The following is a 22614-nucleotide window of genomic DNA, read 5'->3' on the forward strand; positions in this document are numbered from 1 at the left end:
TACAGGTTTTTCTGAGCGAAAATTCCGTTTTCAAACTCAAAAATCGCCGTTTTCATAAGCAAATCGCCCACACCTGAGTAACAAGTATGGGCGATTCATTCGGCAAAGAAAGAATTAACTAAACAACAGTAGATAGTTGCCGTTTAAAGAAAGCTTCCAAGACTCTCTCTGCTATTTGATGACTAGTTAAACCTAGTTCTGTTTTAGATTCATTCGGTTCAGCATGATCTACCAACACATCTGGTACACCAAAACGCTTGACAGGAACGAGAATGTCTGCGTCTAATAAAGCTTCAGCGATCGCACTACCAAAGCCACCCATCACACAACCTTCTTCTAAGGTGATGACACGGCCGATTTTCTTAGCCAAAGGCAAAATCAACTCGGTATCCAAAGGCTTAACGAAACGCGCATTAATTACAGTTGCTTCAATGCCATGTTCGCTGAGAATTTCGGCAGCTTGCATCCCTGGATAAACCATTGTGCCATAAGCAACGATTAGCACATCATCGCCAGTGCGGAGAATTTCGCCTTTGCCGATTTCCAAAGGTTCCCAACCTTCCTCCATCAGGGGAACACCGTAGCCATTGCCACGAGGGTAGCGCATAGCGATCGGGCCACTGGTATGGTCAACACCAGTTACTACCATGCGTTGTAGTTCTGCTTCATCTTTGGGTGCCATAATGACGATATTGGGGATGCAACGCAGATAAGCGATGTCATACATACCTTGGTGGGTGGGGCCATCAGATCCAACAATTCCTGCCCTATCTAAGCAGAAGAACACTGGTAGGTTTTGGATGCAGACATCGTGAATTATCTGGTCATAAGCACGTTGCAGGAAGGTAGAATAAATGGCTGCTACGGGGCGCATTCCTTGGGTTGCAAGTCCTGCTGCTAGGGTGATTGCGTGTTGTTCAGCAATGCCGACATCAACATATTGATTGGGCAGTTTGGCTTGAAGTTTATCTAAACCTGTTCCCGTTGCCATAGCCGCAGTAATCCCAACGATTTTGGGGTTTTGTTCGGCAAGTTTTACTAGAGTATGAGAAAAGACTTTGGCATAAGCTGGGGGTTTGGGTTTATTAGAAGGAATAGCTTTGCCAGTTGCAACGTTAAAGGGGCTTTGGGCGTGGTAGCCAACTTGATCTAGTTCAGCAATTTCATAGCCTTTGCCCTTAATTGTGGCTACATGCACTAAAACAGGGCCTTGTATTTGATGTGCCTGTTGGAAAGTGGCAATCAATTCTTCGAGATTATGCCCATCTACTGGCCCAATGTAGGTAAAGCCAAGTTCTTCAAACACTGCCCCTACCTTGGGAACAGCCAAACGTTTCATACCTTCTTTGATGCGTCCGAGTTCGGGAGACAGAGATTCACCCACGAAGGGAATTTGCTTAAATTGTTCCTCAAGATTATCTTTAATAAATTGCACCGGCTGGCTGAGGCGCATTTTGTTCAGATAGCGGGGAATCGCGCCGACGTTGCGAGATATGGACATATCGTTGTCGTTGAGAACAACCAACAGGTTAGTTTTCGGCAAGTGTCCGGCATGGTTGATGGCTTCTAATGCCATACCTCCAGTCAGTGCCCCATCCCCAATAACAGCAACGGCTTTAAATTTTTCGCCTTTCAAGTCTCGCGCTAAAGCCATGCCTAATGCTGCTGAAATACTTGTAGAAGCGTGTCCAGCCCCAAAGTGATCAAATTTGTTTTCACAGAGTTTGAGATAACCTGCAACTCCGTCCTTTTGTCTAAGGGTGTGGAAGCGATCGTAACGTCCTGTAAGAAGTTTGTGGGGATAAGCTTGGTGTCCTACATCCCAAATCACTTTATCCCGATCTAAGTCGAGTGTCTGGTAAAGTCCTAGTGTCAATTCTACAACACCCAACCCTGGCCCTAAGTGTCCACCATTAACTGCTACGGTTTGGAGATGCTTATCTCGAATCTGACGGGCAATCTGTTGCAGTTGGCGAACAGATAAACCGTGCAACTGATTAGGATGGGTGATTTCGCTCAAGTGCATATTATAGTGTTTTCCTCTCTAATTTCACTTTTTCAGTATTTTGATTTTCCCACGGTCGGGTTGTCCATATAATCACACTCTTACATTGTTACTAAGTTGTAGCGGAAAGTATAACTTCGTAATTAATAATGGTGGAAAATTTGTTAAGCATTAACAAATTGTCAAAATTAGGTTGCAATTACATAAAGCTACAGCACATTTGTCAATAAGTAATGCCACTTAAATAAGTTATGGTATTTGTATAGAAAGTCAAGCCTTCAGAAGTGTACTGCGGAAATTCCTTGTTTAAAAATACTCAAATATTTTAAATAAATTCAGTATTTACTTAATAATCAATCTTCATCAACAACAAGATCCCCAATTTCTTTGAGAAATCGGGGATCTAAGCCTTTTGATTTGAACAAAATCAAATTAGATTGCTATTTACCAAAAGCATCCTTGATATTATCAACAGTGCGCTCAACAGCGTTCTTTGTCTTGTCTACTGCTTCTTTAGTCCGAGACGCATCTTCGTTTGCTCTTTTCTGAATTGTAGCCGCATCTCTCTTTGCTTTGCGTTCAGCAAAACTACCACCTTCTGTTGCTTGATCAACTTTACTGGCATTACTCTTGGCAGCATCCTTAACTTTATCTGCCGTATCGTCGATGAAATTTTTGGCTCGTCCAGCATCTTTACTGGTTTTTTCTTGAACTTTATCGCCTGCGTCTTTTGATGCGATCAAGGTTCCAGCAGGATCAGCCATTGCTGAGGTATTCGAGAAAAATGCACCTTGCCAAACGAAAGCGATCGCTAACATACAAAACAGTGTGGTAGCCATCCAGCGTTTTACGGTGGAAAGCTGTTTTGTAAAATAATTCGATTTCATACAATACAATCTCATGTGATTTAGTATACTAAATCTACTTTATTTGGCTTATTCACCATATCGATCCCTAGATAGAAGTTCTTACATCATTAGTTATGAAAAGAATTCACTATTTTGATAGATTGAATTTTGAGTAAAAATTTTTTGCTGCTAATCAAAGACAGATTTTAGATCTGGGCGGGCTATACCTACGGTGAGCTACGCTAACGTGCTTGAATGAAGAGTGCTGAGTGCTGAGTTGAAAGACCACCCATAAGGGGTGGGGTATCAACCTTCTCCTGACTGTATGATTCCGCCCACAAGGGGTGGGGCTTTTACCAAGTACATAAGTACTGAGTAATTCTTAATTCACTCAGCACTCAGCACTGAGTTGGGAAAAGTTAGCGATCGCTGTTGAGTTAATTAAATTGCGATCGCAACTGACTTTTTACGGTTGGGACGTTTGCGTTCTGATTTTTTCTTCAGTCCAACTGCTTGGGCTTGATCGCTATCCGATCCGTATTGTCCGCGTACAACTTCTTTCATCGCTAATACAGCATTATGAAATTCCCATTCTGCTAACCGTGCAGCATCAGTAGCAGCACGGTATAAAGTTAGTTTCTCGGTTTCGGCTTGTTTCTGCGCCAACATAGTCTGATAAGCTTGCTGTAAATTTGCTATAGAGGCATCAGCACGACTTGTATTGTACGTGGTGATAGTTTGCAAACCATACAATGAGGTTATATCTTGACTAATTGATTGCGAGGGTAAACGGCGGGTTCTATCTTGGGTGGGCATATAAGTATACTGGTATAGGATATACCTTTAATGTGCCCATTAGAACAAAAAAACTAGCAATAAAGTTGAAATTTTAGCTCGAATCAGGTTAAAAAAGCATGAGTTAATCTTTGCATGGCAAAACAATGGCATTGTCAGTTGAAACAATGGCATTGTCAGCCGAAACAATAGAATTGTTAGTCTAAACAATGCTATTGCCAGTCGAAACAATGGCATTGTCAGTCAAAACAATGGCATTGCAGCAGGTTGCATTAGATAACGTAGCGATCGCAATTACAGTCTAAGGAGTGTTTAAAAAAGCATCATGCTGACATTAATTGCTGGAGGCGCTGTGGTTCTTCTCCTAGCCAATCTGGATTTTGGGCAGTGCTATCAAAGATTGATGAAGTTTTGAAAGGCTCAAATTCTCCACGCGCTCCTGCTTCTGCTGTTTTTGCTAAAAGCGATCGCACTTGCTCATCATTCATTGGCTGGAAAGTCCGCACTGCTTCAAAGGCTTGCTCTAGAATCTCCATACTGTCAATTCCGGTAATCACAACTGATGTGGGCAGATTCAAAGCATAGTGTAAACACTCAATTGGCGTTACAGTATTTGACCGTAAAAGAATACCGTTTGCCATGCTTTTCATTCCCAGCACGCCAATGTTTTGTTTAACCAGTTCTGGCACAACCAGCTTCGCAAAGCTCCGGTAGTGGGCATCCATTACATTGAGCGGCATTTGCACTGTATCAAACTTAAACCCGTAAGTGGCTGCGACTTCCAGCGTATGCAGATGAACAGATGGATCTTTATGTCCAGTGAAACCAATGTATCGCAGTTTGCCAGCTGCTTTTGCTTCAATTAAGGCAGCATTTGCTCCTTCTTCGTCAAAAACTCGATGTGGGTCTTCGTACCGAAGGATTTCGTGGTGCTGAACGAGATCAATGCAATCAACTTGCAGGCGTTGGAGTGATTCGTCTAGCTGCTGTGCTGCTGCTTTTTTAGAGCGTCCATCGATTTTCGTCATCAGGAAAACTTTATCGCGGTAGCGATCGCGCAGCGCTTTTCCCATGCGAATCTCGCTGACTCCACCGTTGTAATCCCAACTGTTATCCATAAAGGTGATGCCGCGATCGATCGCTGCTCTAACTATTCGGATACCCAGTTGCTCATCAACGTGTTTTAAGCCGATGTGCCAACCACCCAATCCAATTGCAGAAACTTTCTCTCCTGTACTGCCGAGAACTCGATATAACATTTCTGAATTTGGCGTAGTTCCTGACATTTGTTCTCCAAGTCTTTCAGCTGTTACTTAAGTACATATAGCTGTGTGCCAATTCAAACGCAAGGGAAAGTTGACAATATCTTGCTGAAGATACAGTTTTTGAACTGATTAGGAAAATAGTGAAGAAGCCAAAATACAGATGGCAATTTAGGATGTCTGAGTTAAAGGATAGGGCTTATGCAAAATTACACACAGTAGGGACAATTCATGAATTGCCCCTACCGGAAAATGAAGGTTTGGATTATTCCGTAAAAACTCAAAATTGCAGTTTTGGGCTTTTATGTTTAAGGAGAAGGAACCGCTACTCGATTACCGGGAACAATCTGTGGCTGATAAGAAAACACTTCTCGGCTACGGGGATTTACGGTCACTTTGACCCAATTTACATCGTTGGTACCGTTCGCTGCATTGTCGCCAAATGTCTCGACACGAGTGAAGTTCTCGATGCGTCTGCCTTGAGCATCTAGAAATGGCTTGTCAACACGGTAGTAGTGCGAGTCACCATCCACGTAGGCAATCGGTTTACGGAAAGCGATCGCCTCATCGCGGAACGCTAATAAAAAGTCCTTGAAGCCATCAGGCTGTCCATCGGTTTGCGCCAGCGTCTTTGGATCGCGTAAAGGCGCTCTGGTTCCGTCGGTCAGATCCCACCCGGGATTGCCTTGAGAGATAAACATGACCGCAGCCGAATTGCGTCTCTTAGCCACTTGAAAAGTTTCTTTCATCCATGCAATATTAGCTGTGTTTCGCGCTGCGTACTCTTGCGGGTCAGGCGCAGTGTCACACAGGTTGTTGCACGAACCCTGAATATTGAGTGTTGCATAAGTAACCTTACCAACCGTCCAGCGCCGATTCTCCACACAGGGCACTGCACCGGTTGCACCAAGACACAGTGGTGTTGTCTGTACCTCTTGGACTAGCCGACGCTGCCCCAGGGAAAACTTTGTGCTGAAGAATACCTGACGCTGGTAGTCGAGGCGTTCGCGTGAATTGAATCCACCATTTGAGGGGCGATCGCAATCAGTCCAATCGTTATCGCCTGGGGTAAAGGCTGCTGGTGCCTTCAGGGAGTTGAAGTAGCCAAGTGCCTGAGTGTAGAGTTCATTACTGCAAGTGGTTGGCGTGACTGAGCCGGGCGTAGAGTTGCCCGCCTTCAGGTCACCGTCATGGACAGTAAAGGCCAGGTTTTGCGCGTTCATATCAGCAATGAGGTTCGGGACTCCCGTTGTCGCCTGAAGATCCGAGTAGGGCATATCGCCCCAAAGTCCGATAGCGTATGTCTCGTTCTCACCTTCGTACTCGTACTCCTTTTCGTTGGCAGTTGCCAAACCGATTGCAGAACTTGCTAGGAACGGCACAGTCAGCGCCAGTAAGCATATTTTACGCAGCAAACGCGCAGTGGTGATGCGTTGAAACACTGAGTAACCAACCTTTCCCATCATCTATAATCCTCAATAATTTTTTGGGATCGTGAGCGCATTTTGGAGAATTAGCTCCTTGCCCACGCCATTTCAGTGAGGAATTTAGATTACCGGATTGTCGATAACAGGTAGGTTATGGATGGGTTAATAGTTCGTTTATTTACAGTAATTTCACGGTTACTTTACTTGTTTGTGTTGTTTGTGTAACCGCGAATTATATGGGCCTTGACTGTGCTAGGCTTCTATATTTATTTGCCGCTATAGAAAAAGGCAATTTCTTTTTCTTTTAAGGGTGCGAAACCAGCATCTACAAGTAATTGGTCAAGTTCTGCTTGGGCAATGTGCTTTGCACCAATTCGCACAATGCGCGATCGCATAGTATTAGATACGCCACTGCGCTGTCTATTGCCTTCTAGCGCCATGACTTTACCATAAAGTTCTAATTTGGCAGGCGGAATCGGAGAACCATCAAAATCAATTCCCTGTGCGATCGCTTCATCAATAGCATCAGCACCTGTGGTAGTTTGATTCCCTGGGTTAGTTTCGGTAGGCATAGTGATTTGATTTGCTCTTCTTTGCTATGGGTAGATTTTACCAGCCTTGCTGACACCTTTCTCCTGCTGAGGTTTAATTGCAATTGTCTAAATCAAAAAACCTCTCCTTGGTTCAATACTTTTCGGTTAAGGGGGAAAGGGAAAGGGGAAGGGGAAAAGGGTTTGAATTTACCTTTACCGAACCCCAGTAAGGGATATGCGGGTTAATAGTATCCCAACCAGACGGGTTTCGACTGCGCTCAACCCTCAGCCATCGAGAGTTGAGCGAAGTCGAAACTCGGTTTACTGGTACTTTATTTTCACGCAAGTCCCTAACCGTTGAGTTTATCCAAAAAGTATTGCTCCCTGGTTTTACTACACAAAACCTTCCCTCTCCGAATCGGAGAGGGAAAGACTTGAACTTTAGTTCAAGGCAGGGAGAGGTTCGTTGAACTCACGTTTAATTGAATAGTCAAGAGATTAATCACGAGCTTGTCGTGTTATCAAACCCCCAACAAATGCTCCTAAAATAGTTCCTGTCCATAGTCCTGTTGTGCTACCTTGCCATATTGCTCCTGGTGTCATCCAAGCGTTGCACATAACCTGGAAACCCCAAGATTGGTTTTGGCACTTTTGGCTATGCAGCATTATGGTGATTTGCCCACTGGTATAAGCACCAAAAAAACCTGATAATAGCGCCAAAAAAGTGCAAATAAAAATCCTGTTTTTCATCATTGGCATTAGGAATTGAGAATTAGGGAGAATGAAAAATTTTACATCTTTACACCTTTGCTCTCTACTCTTCTGCTTCCCCATTCCCCATTCCCCATTCCCAATTCCCCATTCCCAATCACCCCGTATTTCTCATCCCGGCTGCAATTCCATTAATAGTTAACAATGCACCTCGCAGTAACTCGCCTTTGCTGTAACGAGAATGGATGACTCCAGAAGTGGCATTAGTATTCATAGACTGGCGTAGGCGCTTGAGCAGGGAAACTTGGATAAATCCCAAGGGGACAATTGTGCCATTGCGTAACTGCACAGATCGTTGCAAGACAGGATCGCCATCTAACAGTTGATTGTGATCGGTGATTTTTAACACCAAATCTCTTGTGAGATAGAATTCGCTGGCAATTTGGTCAAAAACCTTGGCAAAACGAACTTGGTCTTCTGATTGTGACAATTCCTGAACGTAGTGATGTGCCATTTGCATATCTACTTTTGCCAAAGTCATCTCGGCTTTAGAAATCACCATCTTGAAAAAGGGCCACTTAACGTAAAAGTAGCGCATTAATTTCAAGTGTTCTTCTGGTTCTGCGTTCAAAAACTCTTGTAAAGCTGTGCCAACGCCGTACCAGGAAGGAAGCAAAAAGCGGGTTTGTGTCCAGCTAAATACCCAAGGAATAGCTCTTAGACTGCTTAAATCTTTCTTACCAGATGGACGACGGGCTGGACGAGAACTAATTTGTAGCTGGCTAATTTCTTCAATGGGAGTTACTTGGTGGAAGAAGTCAACAAAATCAGGCTGTTCGTAGATTAAAGCCCGATAATGTTGCCGCGATCGCGCTGCTAATTCTTCCATAATCTCATTCCAGGGTTCAATATCATCAAACCCTGTCCGCAGCAGGCTAGCTTGAATCACAGCAGTGGTGATGGTTTCCATGTGGTACAAAGCCAAGTCCAACAAGGAGTATTTAGAAGCCAAAACTTCTCCTTGTTCGGTAATCTTGATTCGCCCATTAATACTATGACCCGGTTGAGCCAAAATCGCCTCGTAAGCAGGGCCACCACCTCGCCCTACAGAACCGCCGCGTCCGTGGAAAATCCGCAAATTTATATCGTATTCTTCTGCTATTTGTTGCAGTGATTTTTGGGCTTTATGAATTTCCCAGTTGCTGCTTAAAAAACCAGAGTCTTTGTTGCTGTCAGAATACCCCAGCATCACTTCTTGCAAGTTAGGCGTGAGGGGGGAGGGCGAGGAGGGAGAGGTAGAGGGAGCAGGGGGAGCAAGGGAGGATGAATTTTCATCGGTTTCTTCTGCTTTTGCCTGTTCGTAGCCGCCAGCTAACAAAGCACGATATAACGGGAGTTTAAACAGTTTCCGCATGACGCTTCTGGAGCGTTGTAAGTCTTCTACTGTTTCAAATAAGGGGACAACTTGAATGGTTCCCACGGCTGTGGCGGGGTCAAAAAGTCTGGCTTCTTTGGCTAACAGTAGTACTTCTAGCACGTCGCTCACGTCGCGGCACATACTGATAATGTAAGTTTGGCAGATATTTAGACCAAATTCTTGTTGGAGCGATCGCACGACGCGAAAAGTTTCAATGACATCGTTGGTTTTTTCAGAAAATGGTAATTCTGCTGGAATTAACGGCCTGCGGGTTTGCAGTTCTCCTGTGAGCCAAGCAACTTTTTGCTCCTCAGATAGTTCGTTGTAAGGTTGAGGTAATATTTGCAGGTATTGTAGAATCTCATCCAGCGCATCAGCATGGCGGGATGATTCTTGACGGATATCTAGCTGTGTCAAGTTAAAACCAAAAATTTCTACCTGACAGATGAGATTTTCTAATTCTCGACAGCTTAAACCTGTTTCTGTCAAGTTACGCTGAATCATCCGCAGTTCTGCTAAAAAATCGTCTCCTGAACGATACAGGGGACTATCTTGATTTTTTGGCGTTTCCCGATTGTACAAAGCTAGATTGCGATCGCGAGTATTTTCTAGCCGTTTGAGTACATAAGCGAGTTTCAGCCGATAGGGTTCTTGCCGATAACGTAGCGCCAGGGCATCATATACCTCACTCAACTGGGACTGATCTAACTCTAGAGATTCCAGCAAATCTGGTAAGACATCACTCCAGTGCATCGACACACTCAACAATTCAATCAGATTTTTAACTGACTGAATATATCTCCCCAGCACCATTTTGCGCTGATAGCAAGCTGTTTGCCAGGTGACTTCTGGTGTAACTGATGGGTTCCCATCCCTGTCTGAGCCTACCCAAGAGCCAAAAGAACAAAAGTTTTTACTTGGTGGTTCTAGCCAAGGAAAGGTATTAGATAGTGTATGTTTGAAACGTTTATAAAGTTGAGGAATGCCATCAAATAAAACTTCTTGGAAGTAGTGTAGGGCATAATCTACCTCATCTAGCACGGTAGGTTTGAACTGGTGAAGTTCGTCGGTGCGCCACCAGAGGCGAATTTCTTCAAGCAATTGTTCGCGGACATCTGCTGCTTCCCAAGCATATCCGCCACCTGTACCACCAGCATGGTTTTCTAAGGAATCCAGTTTTTGTAAGAGTTGCACCACTTGTCGCTGCTTATCCCGGATGGTATGACGAACAATTTCCGTCGGGTGCGCTGTGAAAACTAAGCGTACATCCAGATGAGCAATGAGACGTTGAATCTGCTGGGGTGGTACATTCTGTTTGAATAAATAGGGAAACAAAGCAGCGAAAGTCCCTTTTGGTTTGACTTGCGCTTTTTCTAGATAATTCTTTGCCAGTAATTCTGCTGCTATTCCCTTGCTAACAGGCGCATCATCTTCTCTTTGATTGGACGAGTAATTGACATTAGATGCTCTTTCTGCGTCTGTAGGCTCTGTTTCTGCCTCATAGCGGCTTAGTTGCTGCCTTTGCTCGTATTCCTGCTCAATGATGTTAATCAACTGAAAATACAGAGCGAAAGCACGAGCCGCGCGAATTGCTTCGTTGATATTTAGTTGTTCAATTAATTTGACGGCTGAGGATGCTTGGTCATTTGTTGCCTGTCCTTCTGGCGAACACAAATCGCGCAACTGCCGCAACAAGTCTACCATGTTTTGACCGCATTCTTGCCGGAGAACAGACTCCCACAATTCTTCCACTACCTGGAGACGATGACGCAAAAATAATTCCGACACCGGGTATATATCCGCAGTTTGAGACGAAGAGTATAAAAGGGAACCCATATTCTCTATCTTGTAAAGCTAATTACTGTTGACGCTTCTAGGTTTTCTACTGAATGCTCATCGGGTTATTCCTGAGCAAATAATTATTTGATGTATATTTTCTAAGTTTGATTAGTTTTGCGCTCCTCTGGGAAGTCGAGAATAGGTAGGCGATCGCCTCGAAACAATTCTTCACTGGCTTCCCCTATGCTTTCTAGTGCCCTTACGGTGGTTTTTCCGGTAATGAGCAGCAGTAATATAGACGCTGTACCTATTTGTAAAAGGAACGATTGGGGAATGGTAAATAAATCGAGATGGGATGGCGGGTTAGTTGAGGGTTCTTGGTTGGCAGGAGGCATTGCTAATTTTTGGTTATGGGAATTGATTTAGGAGTCATTTGTCATTGGTCATTGGTAAGGGTTTTAAACCTATTTACGTTTCGTAATATACTTGGTTTTTTTGCGCCAACTTACTTAGGAATTAGGATGAATCCAACAATCGAGGGATGGAGTTGAAATGAGATAAGCTTGTTGGTTATTTCACCTATTAGGGGCGTTAGCACAATGAAACACAAGTCTAGCTTTAAAGGACAAGTCATTAGCCAGTCATATAGAATTATTCTGACTCCTGGCTCCTTGTACGCGATGAATCGCGTCTCTCCTAACTCCTAACTTCTGATTTATGACTCCCTATTAGTAAAATAAACGCAAAACTCAATATTAGTCAGACTTACAACCTGTACAAGACTATCTTGGCCGATTTTGTAAGCTACGAAGGTAACAAAATTGTTAAAAAAAAACGTCAGAGTGTGATAGACCTATGGTTCTAGTTTACAAGTGCAGGCACTATCCCCCAACCATCGCTTCCTGTAAAGTTAACTTCCCATGAAAACAGTATTACCAGATCGCCAGCAATCCTTAGTGCAATGGGTAAGCCAAGCCACAGGGATTAACACTTTCGGGGTGAAAGTCCGGTTACGGGGAAATGACCTTCATATTCTTTGTGAAGGTACTGAATGTCCGCAGCGTTGGCGTACTTTGTCTGATTTGCTGCAAGCATTACAGCAAACAAACTTAGATATCCTCACAAGCAGCGAACAAACCTCAATATATCAAGTATTTGTCTATGGCCGAAGAAAAGGGGAACAGCGCCCCAAATGGTGCCATCGGGTTTACTTGAATCAAATAGATAAGCATCTGGAGCAAGTGGAGCAAGCCTTGCTAGCAGATGCGGAAAAATCAAAACAGTCGGGTGGGGCGCTAATTGTCTCTAACGAAAGTTTGGCACGCCAAGGGAACCCAGAGGCGATCGCTAGATATCTCAGTGAAACTCTGAGTACGTTAGGTGTATCGGTAAAGGCAAAGATTAAGCCATATCAGTCAAAGAACTCTGAGTCGGAAGAAAATCGCCTGTGGATATTTTGCCAGTCGAGTTATAGCCCTGATGCCTCATTGCTTGCGGAACCAATAGCAGAGAAGTTGCGTTATCTCAAACTTTCCGGCTACCAAGATGCCGTAATTGTTTCCCAAGTGAGCGGCGAAACTGCCCCTGATTGGTTGCTGCGTGTCGATTTGACACCATCAGAGGTAATGCTGAAAGAATGGGCGCGTTGGGGTGATATCCAAGCGATCGCTCGGCTATTAACTGAGGTATTGTCAGGATTAAAAGTTGCTGTCCAAGCTTCTCTGAAAGAATCGACCCTACATATTTTTTGTACGCCAGCTTTTGATCCTTTAGGAACTGCGCCAATCCCAGACAAAACAACGTGTTTGGAGGCGATTGTACCCCATTTAGAAGCGATCGCACCTCAAGGCATTCTCGCCGCCACCATCTACGGGCAAAAAGCAGGCGATAAGCAACCCACTTGGATTGATTGGCTAGCTTTACCTGCCACAAACCATCCCGCCTTTGCCACATCACCGCTAGATTTAGCTAATACTGGCGATGAACCAGCTATCACATTTTTACTGGAGCGTTTACTCAATCCTGACCTAGATTGGCGTTTATTGACAGGTGGAATTCGCGTCCTCTTACTGAATAAAAATGATTTACTACACATTATGTGTGATGCGCCTGTTTGTCCAGGTCGTCAACAAGTAGCAAGTAAAATTACGCAGTTTATCCGTCATTTGAAAATTCCCGGTATTATGGGAATACGTATATACGGTCGCCGGGCTGGGAATAAAGAACCTTTTTGGCACTATGGCGTTGATCTTGAACATCGCCAACGTTTAGTACCAGAGGCAACACCAGAATTCGCTGCCACTTCTAAATACGTAGATGATTTGATCCCCTCTGAGACTAGTGAACCAATTTTGCGCCCAGACTTAACAACAGAAGAAGTTCAAAGTTTTGTAACAGAAGTAGCGCGAGATTGGATAGCAACGGCGAGTGCAACCGCGAAAAAGTTCCTGTTAAAAAGCCAGCTATTTACCGAAAGCCACGAGTTAGCAGAAGAAAATCCTGACGATCAAGCACTTAAGATTGCTCTAGTTTGGGGGACACTGGGATTATTACTCACTCTCCAAACTGATTGGGTATTGGGTCGCATTACTGCACAGAATAAACCGAGTTTGCCCAAAGTGGCCAGTGTTTTACCTTCATCATCTGGACAAAAGGCATCTTTAACATCTGAAAAAACTCAGAGTGAGAAAACGGTATTTTTTAGCAGCAGTTCTAAAATAAAATCTCCTGCAAATCAGAGTTCTGTATTTAATGCTTCTGAGTTTACTCAAAGTGATGATACTTCGACAAAGAATTTGGCAGCTGCACCACTGAAAGAAAAAGCAACCGCAACAGCTATTCTTTTAGCAGCGCGATCGCAGATGCCAAGTTTCAATGTTAGGCAGTTAGATGAGCAACTAGCACTCTATAAACAGCGTTTAGCGAGAACTGGTACACCGCCCGATGTGTTAATTATTGGCTCCTCCCGCGCCCTCAGAGGAGTAGATCCAGCAGCACTTTCTAAAGCTTTAGCGACTCAGGGATATCCAAATATTGACGTGTTTAACTTTGGGATCAACGGTGCTACGGCACAAGTTGTAGACTTTGTGCTTCGTCACGTGCTGGAACCATCAGAACTGCCTAAAATAATTCTCTGGGCAGATGGGGCCCGTGCTTTCAATGGTGGGCGTGAAGACATTACCTTTAAATCCATCGCTGCATCAGCTGGTTATAAGCAAGCATTTCAAAAAAACCCAAAAATAGCAAATAGCAGCGAATCGCCCGAAAATCAGGAAAATTCACCAGAAGAGAAGGTAAAAGAAGAAAAACAGGAGATTAGCACATATCAAGCTGTCAATGATTCGTTAAATCAGGGTTTAGCATCTCTTTCTGCTAGCTATCAAAACCGCGACCAAATTAAAGGCTTATTGCAAAAACAATTGCTTATATTTGGTCATAATCAGACAGTTGCATCACAAAAACAGCTAACAGACGGAACTTCAGATGAGAGTATTTCCCAGCAAGCAGTTGATTTTGATGGCTTTTTACCTTTGTCTATTCGCTTCAATCCTGCTAGATACTATCAAAAACATTCTAGAGTTACCGGAAATTACGACAATGACTATAAATCTTTCCAAGTAGAAGGACAGCAAGATGCTGCTCTTCAAGAAGTGCTTCAGTTTACTCAGTCTCAGAAAATTTCCTTAGTGTTTGTCAATATGCCTCTCACGGCAGATTATTTAGATCCAGTGCGTAGACAATATGAGCAACAATTTCAGCAATATATGTTGCGTCTAGCTACTAATCCCAACTTTATTTATCGGGATCTAAGCCAAAAGTGGCCCAAAGCACATGACTACTTCTCCGATCCCAGCCACCTCAACCGCTTTGGAGCATACGAAGTCTCTAAAAAGCTGGCTAATGACCCGATGATTCCTTGGCCAGTGAAGTAGGTAAGTGGGGAGTAGGGGAGTAGGGGAGCAGAGGAGGCAAGGGGGACAAGGGGACAAGGGGACAAGGGGACAAAGAGAATAATTAATGCCCAATGCCCCATGCCCAATGACAAATGACAAATGACAAATAACAAATGACTAAAAAATGAACTTTATATCAATTTTCTATGGTCTTTTCTTATTGAGTGTTTTAGGAATTTACTGGTCTTTAGCACAACAGAAATTACGATTATGGACGCTGCTAATTGCCAGTTTGGTTTTCTACGCATCTTTGCATATCCAGTACATACCATTGCTATTAGCATTGACGTTTATCAATTTCCGTTTGGGACTAGAGATTGGAAAAAATACATCACCAGGAAAACATTCTCTGGACTGGCAAATTTCTAATGAAGAGTGGCAATTTGCCCAAGGTGACTGGAATCGCCGTCGTCTAAAAGTTTTGTGGCTGGGTATAGCTCTCAATGTTTTACTATTATTAGCTTTTAAGTATCTAACCCCTCTATTTAAGTTTGTTTTCAATATCCAAGCAAACTCACCAGATAGCTCTTTTAAATTGATTGCACCTTTGGGAATTTCATTTTTCACCTTTGAGTGTATTGCCTATTTAATAGATGTCTATCGTGGTGCGCCTGCTACCGATCAGTTTCTTAAATTTGCCACCTATAAATTATTTTTCGCCAAACTAATTTCCGGCCCGATTACGCGCTACCACAACTTAGCGAATCAATTCAATACGCTAGACTTTCCCAGTGCCGATAGAGTAGCAGAGGCACTGTGGTTAATTGCTAGAGGTGCAGTCAAAAAAGGCATTTTTGCAGATCACCTGGGAATTTTTGTCGATTTATGCTTTGGTAACTTACAACGGGCCGGTAGTACCGATCTCTGGTTAGCAACATTCGCTTACGGTTTGCAGTTATATCTAGATTTCAACGGTTATGTGGATATTGCCCGTGGAAGTGCCTTACTTTTCGGCTTGGTTCTACCTGAAAATTTTGACTTTCCCTACTTCAGCACCAGTATTGGAGAATTTTGGCGGCGCTGGCATATCACTCTTGGAGATTGGCTACGTAACTATGTCTACTTTCCTTTGGGTGGTTCACGTCGGGGTTTAGTCCGCACCTGCTGGAATTTATTTACTGTGATGCTAATCGCTGGTATCTGGCACGGGGCTGCTTTGGGTTATGTAGTTTGGGGCATATTGCACGGGTTAGCCTTAGTGGTTCATCGACTTACAGATGCTATGAGCGATCGCTTTGAAAATCTGGAGCAATTCTGGCAAAATCCTCTAGGTATCTTCGTCGCTTGGTTCTTGACCCAACTGATGGTTTTTACTTCTTGGATTTGGTTCCGTCTACCGAATATCGCAGACTCTTCTTTAGTAATTCGACACCTTTGGGGTTATCCTGCTGATGCCCAGTTTGCTCAAAAGGTCTATGTAGATGCTTTAAACATCAGCCAATATCAACTCACTTGGGTGCTTGTAACTCTAGGGGCCATGATGGCTCTAGTCTATGCTTTTAACCGACTACTGAAGTTAGAGTTTAACTGGCCCATTAAGCTTGTCTTTGTCCCTCTATGTTTCTACGCTGTTTGGTTATTAGCTCCTGAAGGCAGTTTGCCATATATCTACTTTGATTTTTAAGTTTTTACAAACGATCAACAGCAACATAAGACAATATACAACTTATTATTTCGTTACAGTTCAGCCTGGCTATTTGTAACAGAATGTAAAGATAATAAACTAGGCGATCAGTTTACAGCGAATTACAATCAAACGTGCCACAACTAAAAGCAATACTGGGCTTTGTTTTAGGATTTATTTTTGTGGCGGGTTTGATGGAAAACTGCTGTAATTTTGCAATAGCTTAGAAAGCTTTAATCGCTTACTTTTATCACTATTATTTATAGTAGAAAAACTTTACATTTCGACGATCTTGTTAAAGAATTCTATTACAGAATATTAAGCCAAAGATCGCGTCCAAGTAATTTCATGTAGACTGTAATTCAACAGGCACAAACAAAATCTGCTTGTTCCATTTTTAACAAAAAATAGCACTTATAAAACAATGACCACAACCTTACAACGGCGCTCTGGCGCTAACGTTTGGGATCGCTTTTGCGAGTGGATTACCAGCACTGACAACCGTATATATGTTGGTTGGTTTGGTGTACTGATGATCCCAACCCTACTAGCAGCTACTGCTTGCTTCGTAATTGCCTTCATCGCAGCACCTCCAGTAGACATTGATGGTATCCGTGAACCAGTCGCAGGTTCTTTGATCTACGGAAACAACATCATCTCTGGTGCAGTAGTTCCTTCCTCCAACGCTATTGGCTTGCACTTCTACCCAATCTGGGAAGCTGCTTCCTTAGATGAGTGGTTGTACAACGGTGGTCCTTACCAGTTGGTAGTTTTCCACTTCTTGATCGGTTGCGCTTGCTACCTCGGTCGTCAGTGGGAACTTTCTTACCGCTTAGGTATGCGTCCTTGGATTTGCGTAGCTTACAGCGCACCTTTGGCTTCTGCTACCGCAGTATTCTTGATCTACCCAATCGGTCAAGGTTCTTTCTCAGATGGTATGCCTTTGGGTATCTCTGGAACCTTCAACTTCATGATTGTGTTCCAAGCAGAACACAACATCTTGATGCACCCCTTCCATATGTTAGGTGTGGCTGGTGTATTCGGCGGTTCCTTGTTCTCTGCAATGCACGGTTCACTAGTAACAAGTTCACTAGTTCGTGAAACCACCGAAACCGAGTCCCAAAACTACGGTTACAAATTCGGTCAAGAAGAAGAAACCTACAACATCGTTGCAGCCCACGGTTACTTCGGTCGTTTGATCTTCCAATACGCTTCCTTCAACAACAGCCGTTCACTGCACTTCTTCTTAGCAGCTTGGCCTGTCGTCGGTATCTGGTTCACCGCTTTGGGTATCAGCACGATGGCATTCAACCTGAACGGTTTCAACTTCAACCAATCAATCATTGACTCTCAAGGTCGCGTTATCAGCACCTGGGCAGACGTAATCAACCGCGCTAACTTGGGTATGGAAGTAATGCACGAGCGTAACGCTCACAACTTCCCCCTAGACTTAGCTGCTGGTGAAATTACTCCTGTAGCAATGACTGCTCCTGCTATCAACGGTTAATTCTGAAGATTAGCTAAATAAAAAGCGCCCTCCAATGATGGAGGGCGCTTTTTATTTATTGGAGCCATATTTAATTGGTTTAATCAAAGCAGATGGTTAGCAAATTTTTCAGCCAAACATCATCAGTAGCGCGATAATAGATATAGAGATCAAAATACTTTATATGTCCTTTTCCCCCTCCGCCTGTTGTGTTGTCGTCCTCAACCAACAACAGGAGCAAAATATCTCCCACCAAAACCAGTGTCAGGATGTACCAGTTAACCACAGCAAAAGTATGGTTAAAAATTGCACTGTAGTTGAAAATGGTCGAGTCGTCATTAAAGCCTTACAATCCTCAGACAATCAGACTTCCGAGTAAGTTTCAGATATTTAAAGCATTTCATCTAAAGGTAAAACATCGTGAAAGCGGTTGTAATCAATGTAGCGATGTCCATCAGGTGCGTTGTAAAAGATATCGGCAAATTGATTATTCCACAAAATTTCATTAGCAGCATAACTATGACGGGCATGGACTACCTGTGCAACCGTTTCATCAATGCCACTCAAAGAGACAATCAAAATAGTATTTGTCTGGATTAAGGATTCTGGTGTCATCCCATATAGAGGACTAAACTCATCAATGACATGCATCACTGACCAGCTTAAGGTGAAGCTAGGTGTTTGGTTCCTTAACAGTTTGAGATCGTAGAACCGACGCATAAATTGCCCTTCTAGAGTTATTTCGTCGCGCATTAAGTAGACTCGCATCTGCGCCTCTAAAATTATATTGCGACGCTGATTAGCGGTGCGAAATATGAGAGTCGGCATTGCATCATGAGGTGTAATTACAGCAACACGACTAAAAAGCACCCTAGCTGTAGGTCGAGAGAATCGAGCAAAGGCTAGCCCCGTCATCACAGCAATTCCCACCAAACCGATCATTGCTTCAATGGTGACAATAATGTTGGCGTAAGTTGTTTTAGGATACATCGCCCCATAGCCGATGGATGCTAGGGTTTGCACGCTAAAGAAAAAGACATCTAAAAAAGAGCCTGGACGGGCGTTAGCAATACAATCTCCTCCTATCAAGTAGGCGATCGCAAATAGAGCATTAATAGTTATATAGAAAGTACAAATTAGGAATATAAAGCCAGCCCAGGGAATCGTTAACAGCAAATGGTAGGGATCGCGCCAGTAAGAATGCCATGCACCCATACCGATAATCTCCAATTTTCCATTTTTAACTTGAATCTGAATAGGTGGGATCAGACGCTGTTGTTTCTTCCGTGAAAATCTTTTCAGTCGAAGTTTCATAGCAAGTAGCCAAAAGAACGGCAACTGCTTAGTATTTTGACACTCTCCGGGCTGAAGTTATTAAATCAGCAAAAAAATAGGATGGGAAATGCCCATCCTACTAACTTTATCTGCTAGAAACTTATTTTTACGGCTTGGGTGATTGATCTTTTGAACAGCGATCAAACCACTCCTGGTATTTATTCTTGTGTGACTCATCTTCAACGGCTATGGTAACACGCACCTGCTTGCAGCCGTGATTTTGCTCTAGTGCGATCGCATTCAACAATAAACTAGCAGTTTTCGGTGAGTTAAATTCGCCGCTTATTGTTAAACCGCTTTCAAAATATGTACCTTCGAGTCTTTCTACTCCGGTCAAGTCAACATTAGCAATTTCCTCTTGACCTAAATCAATTTCTGCGAGTTGTTTGTGTTCTGGGCTAATTTGTTCCACAATCAGCTTTTCACGCCGGACAGGAACTTGGATCATCTGGGTTTCGATGACTTTGCGAACAACCACCTCACCAACTTTTCGCTTACTGCTTTCGACAACTAGTCGTTCTTCTAGTAGACGAATAATCTGTTCTTCGCTGACCTCTTCTAAATTCACTGGCTCAACTACGCTACTTGTAGTTTGATTATTAACCAATTGCTCTGTTGAGTTGCTTAAGCGTAAGCCCTCGTAGACATCGCCTGGTTTTTCTGCTTCTGAATATTCAGGCATATACTCGATTTCTGATTTGTTGAAGTCTATGAAAACAGATTTAGTCGGCTTGTCGATTTTTTTTATTCTCTGGCTCTGCAATCGAAATATAGAAGGATGTTTATCGGCTAACTGCTCGCCATATTCTAGAGTTTGTTGATTGACCTGGTTTGAGATAACTAGGTTTAACCGCCTATTAGCATCCACAATTAAATCATGAACGACTCCTACTAGCTGACCTTGGTTATCGAACACAGCAAAATTCTTCACCTTCTTTTTCAAATCTGCTATTGAGGTGTTAGTGCCAGAAACACCGTTTGCCTCTCCAATGTTTTTTGTCATCGGTTGGCTATTCATAATATGCAAAGTTTATGAACTGCTTTTTACTTAGCTAAATTAAATGTATTGCTCATTCTCAGCTATTGGAAGCACAGGTAAAGCTAATTCAACAGCCTCACCTGTACTGTGTCGAATTAATTATTAGTCATTAGGTAATAGCTAATGACTATGTTTCGTTAGCGTTCTTCAATGGGAAGATTACCAGAATTTACATCTAGCTCTTCACGACGCACGGTTTCTTGCGTTTCAACTGTGTCTTGATCTACCACTTTTCTAACTCTGACTTCTTCACGCAAAAATGCTTCTTTGCGAATATCAGCAGTTTCTTCGTGGATTTCTAGACGAGCAACTTCGCCTTCACGGAAATCTGCTTCGCGCCCAGAGACAGCAGTACCTGCATCTGCTGGAGTGACACGTTCAATCACAACTCGCTCTCTTTCTATTGGCACTGCAACCCGTGCAGTCTCAGTTTCAACACGCTTGCCAATGGATACTTCCCCAGTTTTTTGGCGGCGTTTACTGGCAATGAGCCGCTCTTCATACAATCTCAGAGTTTGATGATCTTGCTCATTTAACCCAAATAAAGAAGGCTCACGTTCGTAACTATAATCATCACGGGCGGAAGTGGGTGTTGCGCCCAATGAGGCTACAGGTGCCGCTAAAGGATCTAATGCTGCTGAAGTATCTACAGGAAGGGTATTGTCTATGGGTTGGCGATATACTCCACGCACCCGTTCTTCATAGTCGTAATCAAGGGTTTGGCGTTCATTGAACTCAGGTAAATCTTCTGCTTGCTCTCTAGTTAAGCCAATTGTGTATACGCGATCAACGTCATAGTCAATACGGGCACGACCAATTGGTAGTAATACTTTTTTACCAAAAATCCAGAAGCCTAAGTCAACAACTAGATAGCGAAAATGGCCTTCATCGTCAACTAAAACATCGCTGACAGTGCCAATCTTTTCATCAGTTCCTTGTGTATAAACTCCAAGCCCATTAATATCGTGACCTTCAAAAGCATCCCGATAGTTAGGCTCAAAATCTTCTAATTTGTAGAGTACCATTATTATTTAACCTCAATATTTTTCTTTTCAATTCATAGCAATTATGATAAGAATTTATTTACTTGTTTACATCCTTCTGTCGAATGAAGTATTTCAATAGTTAAATAACCAAAGGTTATAGTTGTTTTTTCTTTATGGCAGATAAAAGTAGTTCTAAATGAATAATGATTTAAAAAAGATTATATCCCCAATTTCTTTAAAAAATCGGGGATATAAACACTGCAAATTTCCAGCAAACAGATTTAACGAGTTAGGAATTTTGGTTGTAATTAAAATGCTGTAGAGAATACAAACTTACCTCTAGCGCAAATGCTCTGCTATGCTAACATACCCCATCTCTACAACCTTTAAAAAATCTAATCCCCTTAAATAGCTCCATGTGTATTACTGCCATGTTCATTCACATTTAAATTACCCGCAGTATCAACATCTAACTCTTCTCGACGAATGGTATCTTGTGCTTCCACTGTATCCCTTTCTACGACTTTCTTGATTCGAACTTCTTCACGCACAAAAGTTTCTTTACGTATATCAGGCGTTTCTTCGTACACTTCTATGCGTGCAACCTCACCTTCTTGAAACTTAAGTTCATTGGAATCTACAACATTTCCTGCTTCTGTTGGCACAACTCGCTCAATTACAACCCGTTCTTTTTGAATAGGTACTGTAACACTTGCAGTATCTGTTTCAATATGTTTACCAACCGTTACTTCTCCGGTTTTGATGCGCTGTTTATTTGCAATCAATCGTTCTTCATAGAGTTTGAAAGTTTGATGAGATTGCTCATTCACTCCGTATAAAGCTGGTTCCATCTGATAATTGTATGTATTGCGATCATAAGTTACACCGCTAGTTGGAGAACGAAATCCACTACGTACCTTTTCTTCGTAATCGTGATCAAAGATTGTGTCTTCTTTGTACTCAACTAAACTTTCTACTTGTTGTTTGCTTAATCCATCAACATAGACACGTTTTGCAGGATAATCAATCCGCGAAAGACCAATTGGTAGTAAGATTTTTTTACCGGAAAAATCTCCGGTTGTATCAATAACTAAATATCGAAAATGACCATCATCATCAACTAAAACATCAGCAACTGAGCCAACTCTGTCTCCCCCCTCAGTATAAAGAACCAGTGATTTAACGTCGTCTCCACCAAAAGTTTCTCGATAGTTTGGATCAAAATGTTCAAGTTTATGAAGAGGCATATTCTGTTTCCAAGTTGTTTATAACTTTATTAGTGTAAAAAATATTGTGCTGAGTCTCATCCTGCTGGCGACTGAATTCAGTTGAGATATTTTATGGTTTAAAATTCATCCTTTATGAGCAAAATAGTCAATTTGAACACATAGGACAATCAATAGGAGTACAACTA

The 22614-nt window shown here is 42.7% G+C and carries 17 protein-coding genes; 4 read left to right on the forward strand and 13 right to left on the reverse strand.

Annotated elements, in window-relative coordinates:
• Positions 1-118 precede the first annotated feature (118 nt).
• From dxs to V7K69_RS30795, 9 genes are all read right to left on the reverse strand, one after another.
• Positions 119-2026 carry a 1-deoxy-D-xylulose-5-phosphate synthase gene (gene dxs / locus V7K69_RS30755; protein ID WP_335041694.1) on the reverse strand — a complete coding sequence of 636 codons (1908 nt, stop codon included), beginning with the start codon at positions 2024-2026 and terminating at the stop codon, positions 119-121.
• Positions 2027-2445: 419 nt separating this feature from the next.
• Complete coding sequence (locus V7K69_RS30760) at positions 2446-2892, reverse strand: hypothetical protein (protein WP_335041696.1); 447 nt, start codon at positions 2890-2892, stop codon at positions 2446-2448.
• 402 nt (positions 2893-3294) lie between these two features.
• On the reverse strand, positions 3295-3669 hold the full coding sequence (locus V7K69_RS30765) for a hypothetical protein (RefSeq protein WP_335041698.1): 375 nt from the start codon (positions 3667-3669) through the stop codon (positions 3295-3297).
• Between the two features lie 302 nt (positions 3670-3971).
• Positions 3972-4934 carry an aldo/keto reductase gene (locus tag V7K69_RS30770; protein ID WP_335041700.1) on the reverse strand — a complete coding sequence of 321 codons (963 nt, stop codon included), beginning with the start codon at positions 4932-4934 and terminating at the stop codon, positions 3972-3974.
• Positions 4935-5218: 284 nt separating this feature from the next.
• Complete coding sequence (locus V7K69_RS30775) at positions 5219-6376, reverse strand: hypothetical protein (protein WP_335041702.1); 1158 nt, start codon at positions 6374-6376, stop codon at positions 5219-5221.
• A gap of 227 nt (positions 6377-6603) precedes the next feature.
• A complete protein-coding gene (locus V7K69_RS30780) occupies positions 6604-6909 on the reverse strand; it encodes a small RNA NsiR4-regulated ssr1528 family protein (RefSeq protein ID WP_335041704.1) in 306 nt (101 codons plus the stop codon).
• 459 nt (positions 6910-7368) lie between these two features.
• The gene (locus V7K69_RS30785; protein WP_335041850.1) at positions 7369-7623 is read right to left on the reverse strand and encodes a hypothetical protein; all 255 of its coding nucleotides are present in this window, start codon (positions 7621-7623) and stop codon (positions 7369-7371) included.
• Between the two features lie 115 nt (positions 7624-7738).
• Positions 7739-10834 carry a phosphoenolpyruvate carboxylase gene (locus V7K69_RS30790; RefSeq protein ID WP_335041706.1) on the reverse strand — a complete coding sequence of 1032 codons (3096 nt, stop codon included), beginning with the start codon at positions 10832-10834 and terminating at the stop codon, positions 7739-7741.
• A gap of 101 nt (positions 10835-10935) precedes the next feature.
• On the reverse strand, positions 10936-11172 hold the full coding sequence (locus V7K69_RS30795; RefSeq protein WP_335041708.1) for a hypothetical protein: 237 nt from the start codon (positions 11170-11172) through the stop codon (positions 10936-10938).
• A gap of 525 nt (positions 11173-11697) precedes the next feature.
• Here V7K69_RS30795 and V7K69_RS30800 point away from each other — a divergent pair.
• The 4 genes from V7K69_RS30800 to V7K69_RS30815 all read left to right on the forward strand — a co-directional run bounded on the left by V7K69_RS30800 (position 11698) and on the right by V7K69_RS30815 (position 18219).
• The gene (locus V7K69_RS30800) at positions 11698-14709 is read left to right on the forward strand and encodes a DUF1574 domain-containing protein (protein WP_335041711.1); all 3012 of its coding nucleotides are present in this window, start codon (positions 11698-11700) and stop codon (positions 14707-14709) included.
• Positions 14710-14854: 145 nt separating this feature from the next.
• Positions 14855-16354, forward strand: a complete 1500-nt coding sequence (locus tag V7K69_RS30805; RefSeq protein ID WP_335041714.1) for an MBOAT family O-acyltransferase — start codon at positions 14855-14857, stop codon at positions 16352-16354.
• Between the two features lie 424 nt (positions 16355-16778).
• A complete protein-coding gene (gene psbA, locus V7K69_RS30810) occupies positions 16779-17861 on the forward strand; it encodes a photosystem II q(b) protein (RefSeq protein WP_190936334.1) in 1083 nt (360 codons plus the stop codon).
• A gap of 163 nt (positions 17862-18024) precedes the next feature.
• Complete coding sequence (locus tag V7K69_RS30815) at positions 18025-18219, forward strand: hypothetical protein (RefSeq protein ID WP_335041716.1); 195 nt, start codon at positions 18025-18027, stop codon at positions 18217-18219.
• 11 nt (positions 18220-18230) lie between these two features.
• Here V7K69_RS30815 and V7K69_RS30820 read toward each other — a convergent pair whose 3' ends face one another.
• From V7K69_RS30820 to V7K69_RS30835, 4 genes are all read right to left on the reverse strand, one after another.
• A complete protein-coding gene (locus V7K69_RS30820; protein ID WP_335041718.1) occupies positions 18231-19154 on the reverse strand; it encodes an ion channel in 924 nt (307 codons plus the stop codon).
• Between the two features lie 127 nt (positions 19155-19281).
• Positions 19282-20178 carry a YsnF/AvaK domain-containing protein gene (locus V7K69_RS30825; RefSeq protein WP_335041721.1) on the reverse strand — a complete coding sequence of 299 codons (897 nt, stop codon included), beginning with the start codon at positions 20176-20178 and terminating at the stop codon, positions 19282-19284.
• Between the two features lie 173 nt (positions 20179-20351).
• Positions 20352-21239, reverse strand: coding sequence for a DUF2382 domain-containing protein (locus tag V7K69_RS30830; RefSeq protein ID WP_335041723.1), 888 nt, complete (start codon positions 21237-21239; stop codon positions 20352-20354).
• Between the two features lie 365 nt (positions 21240-21604).
• Complete coding sequence (locus V7K69_RS30835) at positions 21605-22447, reverse strand: DUF2382 domain-containing protein (RefSeq protein WP_335041725.1); 843 nt, start codon at positions 22445-22447, stop codon at positions 21605-21607.
• Positions 22448-22614: the final 167 nt, after the last annotated feature.

Source organism: Nostoc sp. (genome assembly GCF_036917775.1).
GTDB lineage: Bacteria > Cyanobacteriota > Cyanobacteriia > Cyanobacteriales > Nostocaceae > Nostoc.

Excerpts from the sequence above, each read along its gene's own strand:
- dxs (WP_335041694.1), bottom strand. The coding sequence starts at position 2,026 with ATGCACTTGAGCGAAATCACCCATCCTAATCAGTTGCACGGTTTATCT.
- V7K69_RS30760 (WP_335041696.1), bottom strand. The coding sequence starts at position 2,892 with ATGAAATCGAATTATTTTACAAAACAGCTTTCCACCGTAAAACGCTGG.
- V7K69_RS30765 (WP_335041698.1), bottom strand. The coding sequence starts at position 3,669 with ATGCCCACCCAAGATAGAACCCGCCGTTTACCCTCGCAATCAATTAGT.
- V7K69_RS30770 (WP_335041700.1), bottom strand. The coding sequence starts at position 4,934 with ATGTCAGGAACTACGCCAAATTCAGAAATGTTATATCGAGTTCTCGGC.
- V7K69_RS30775 (WP_335041702.1), bottom strand. The coding sequence starts at position 6,376 with ATGATGGGAAAGGTTGGTTACTCAGTGTTTCAACGCATCACCACTGCG.
- V7K69_RS30780 (WP_335041704.1), bottom strand. The coding sequence starts at position 6,909 with ATGCCTACCGAAACTAACCCAGGGAATCAAACTACCACAGGTGCTGAT.
- V7K69_RS30785 (WP_335041850.1), bottom strand. The coding sequence starts at position 7,623 with ATGATGAAAAACAGGATTTTTATTTGCACTTTTTTGGCGCTATTATCA.
- V7K69_RS30790 (WP_335041706.1), bottom strand. The coding sequence starts at position 10,834 with ATGGGTTCCCTTTTATACTCTTCGTCTCAAACTGCGGATATATACCCG.
- V7K69_RS30795 (WP_335041708.1), bottom strand. The coding sequence starts at position 11,172 with ATGCCTCCTGCCAACCAAGAACCCTCAACTAACCCGCCATCCCATCTC.
- V7K69_RS30800 (WP_335041711.1), top strand. The coding sequence starts at position 11,698 with ATGAAAACAGTATTACCAGATCGCCAGCAATCCTTAGTGCAATGGGTA.
- V7K69_RS30805 (WP_335041714.1), top strand. The coding sequence starts at position 14,855 with ATGAACTTTATATCAATTTTCTATGGTCTTTTCTTATTGAGTGTTTTA.
- psbA (WP_190936334.1), top strand. The coding sequence starts at position 16,779 with ATGACCACAACCTTACAACGGCGCTCTGGCGCTAACGTTTGGGATCGC.
- V7K69_RS30815 (WP_335041716.1), top strand. The coding sequence starts at position 18,025 with ATGTCCTTTTCCCCCTCCGCCTGTTGTGTTGTCGTCCTCAACCAACAA.
- V7K69_RS30820 (WP_335041718.1), bottom strand. The coding sequence starts at position 19,154 with ATGAAACTTCGACTGAAAAGATTTTCACGGAAGAAACAACAGCGTCTG.
- V7K69_RS30825 (WP_335041721.1), bottom strand. The coding sequence starts at position 20,178 with ATGACAAAAAACATTGGAGAGGCAAACGGTGTTTCTGGCACTAACACC.
- V7K69_RS30830 (WP_335041723.1), bottom strand. The coding sequence starts at position 21,239 with ATGGTACTCTACAAATTAGAAGATTTTGAGCCTAACTATCGGGATGCT.
- V7K69_RS30835 (WP_335041725.1), bottom strand. The coding sequence starts at position 22,447 with ATGCCTCTTCATAAACTTGAACATTTTGATCCAAACTATCGAGAAACT.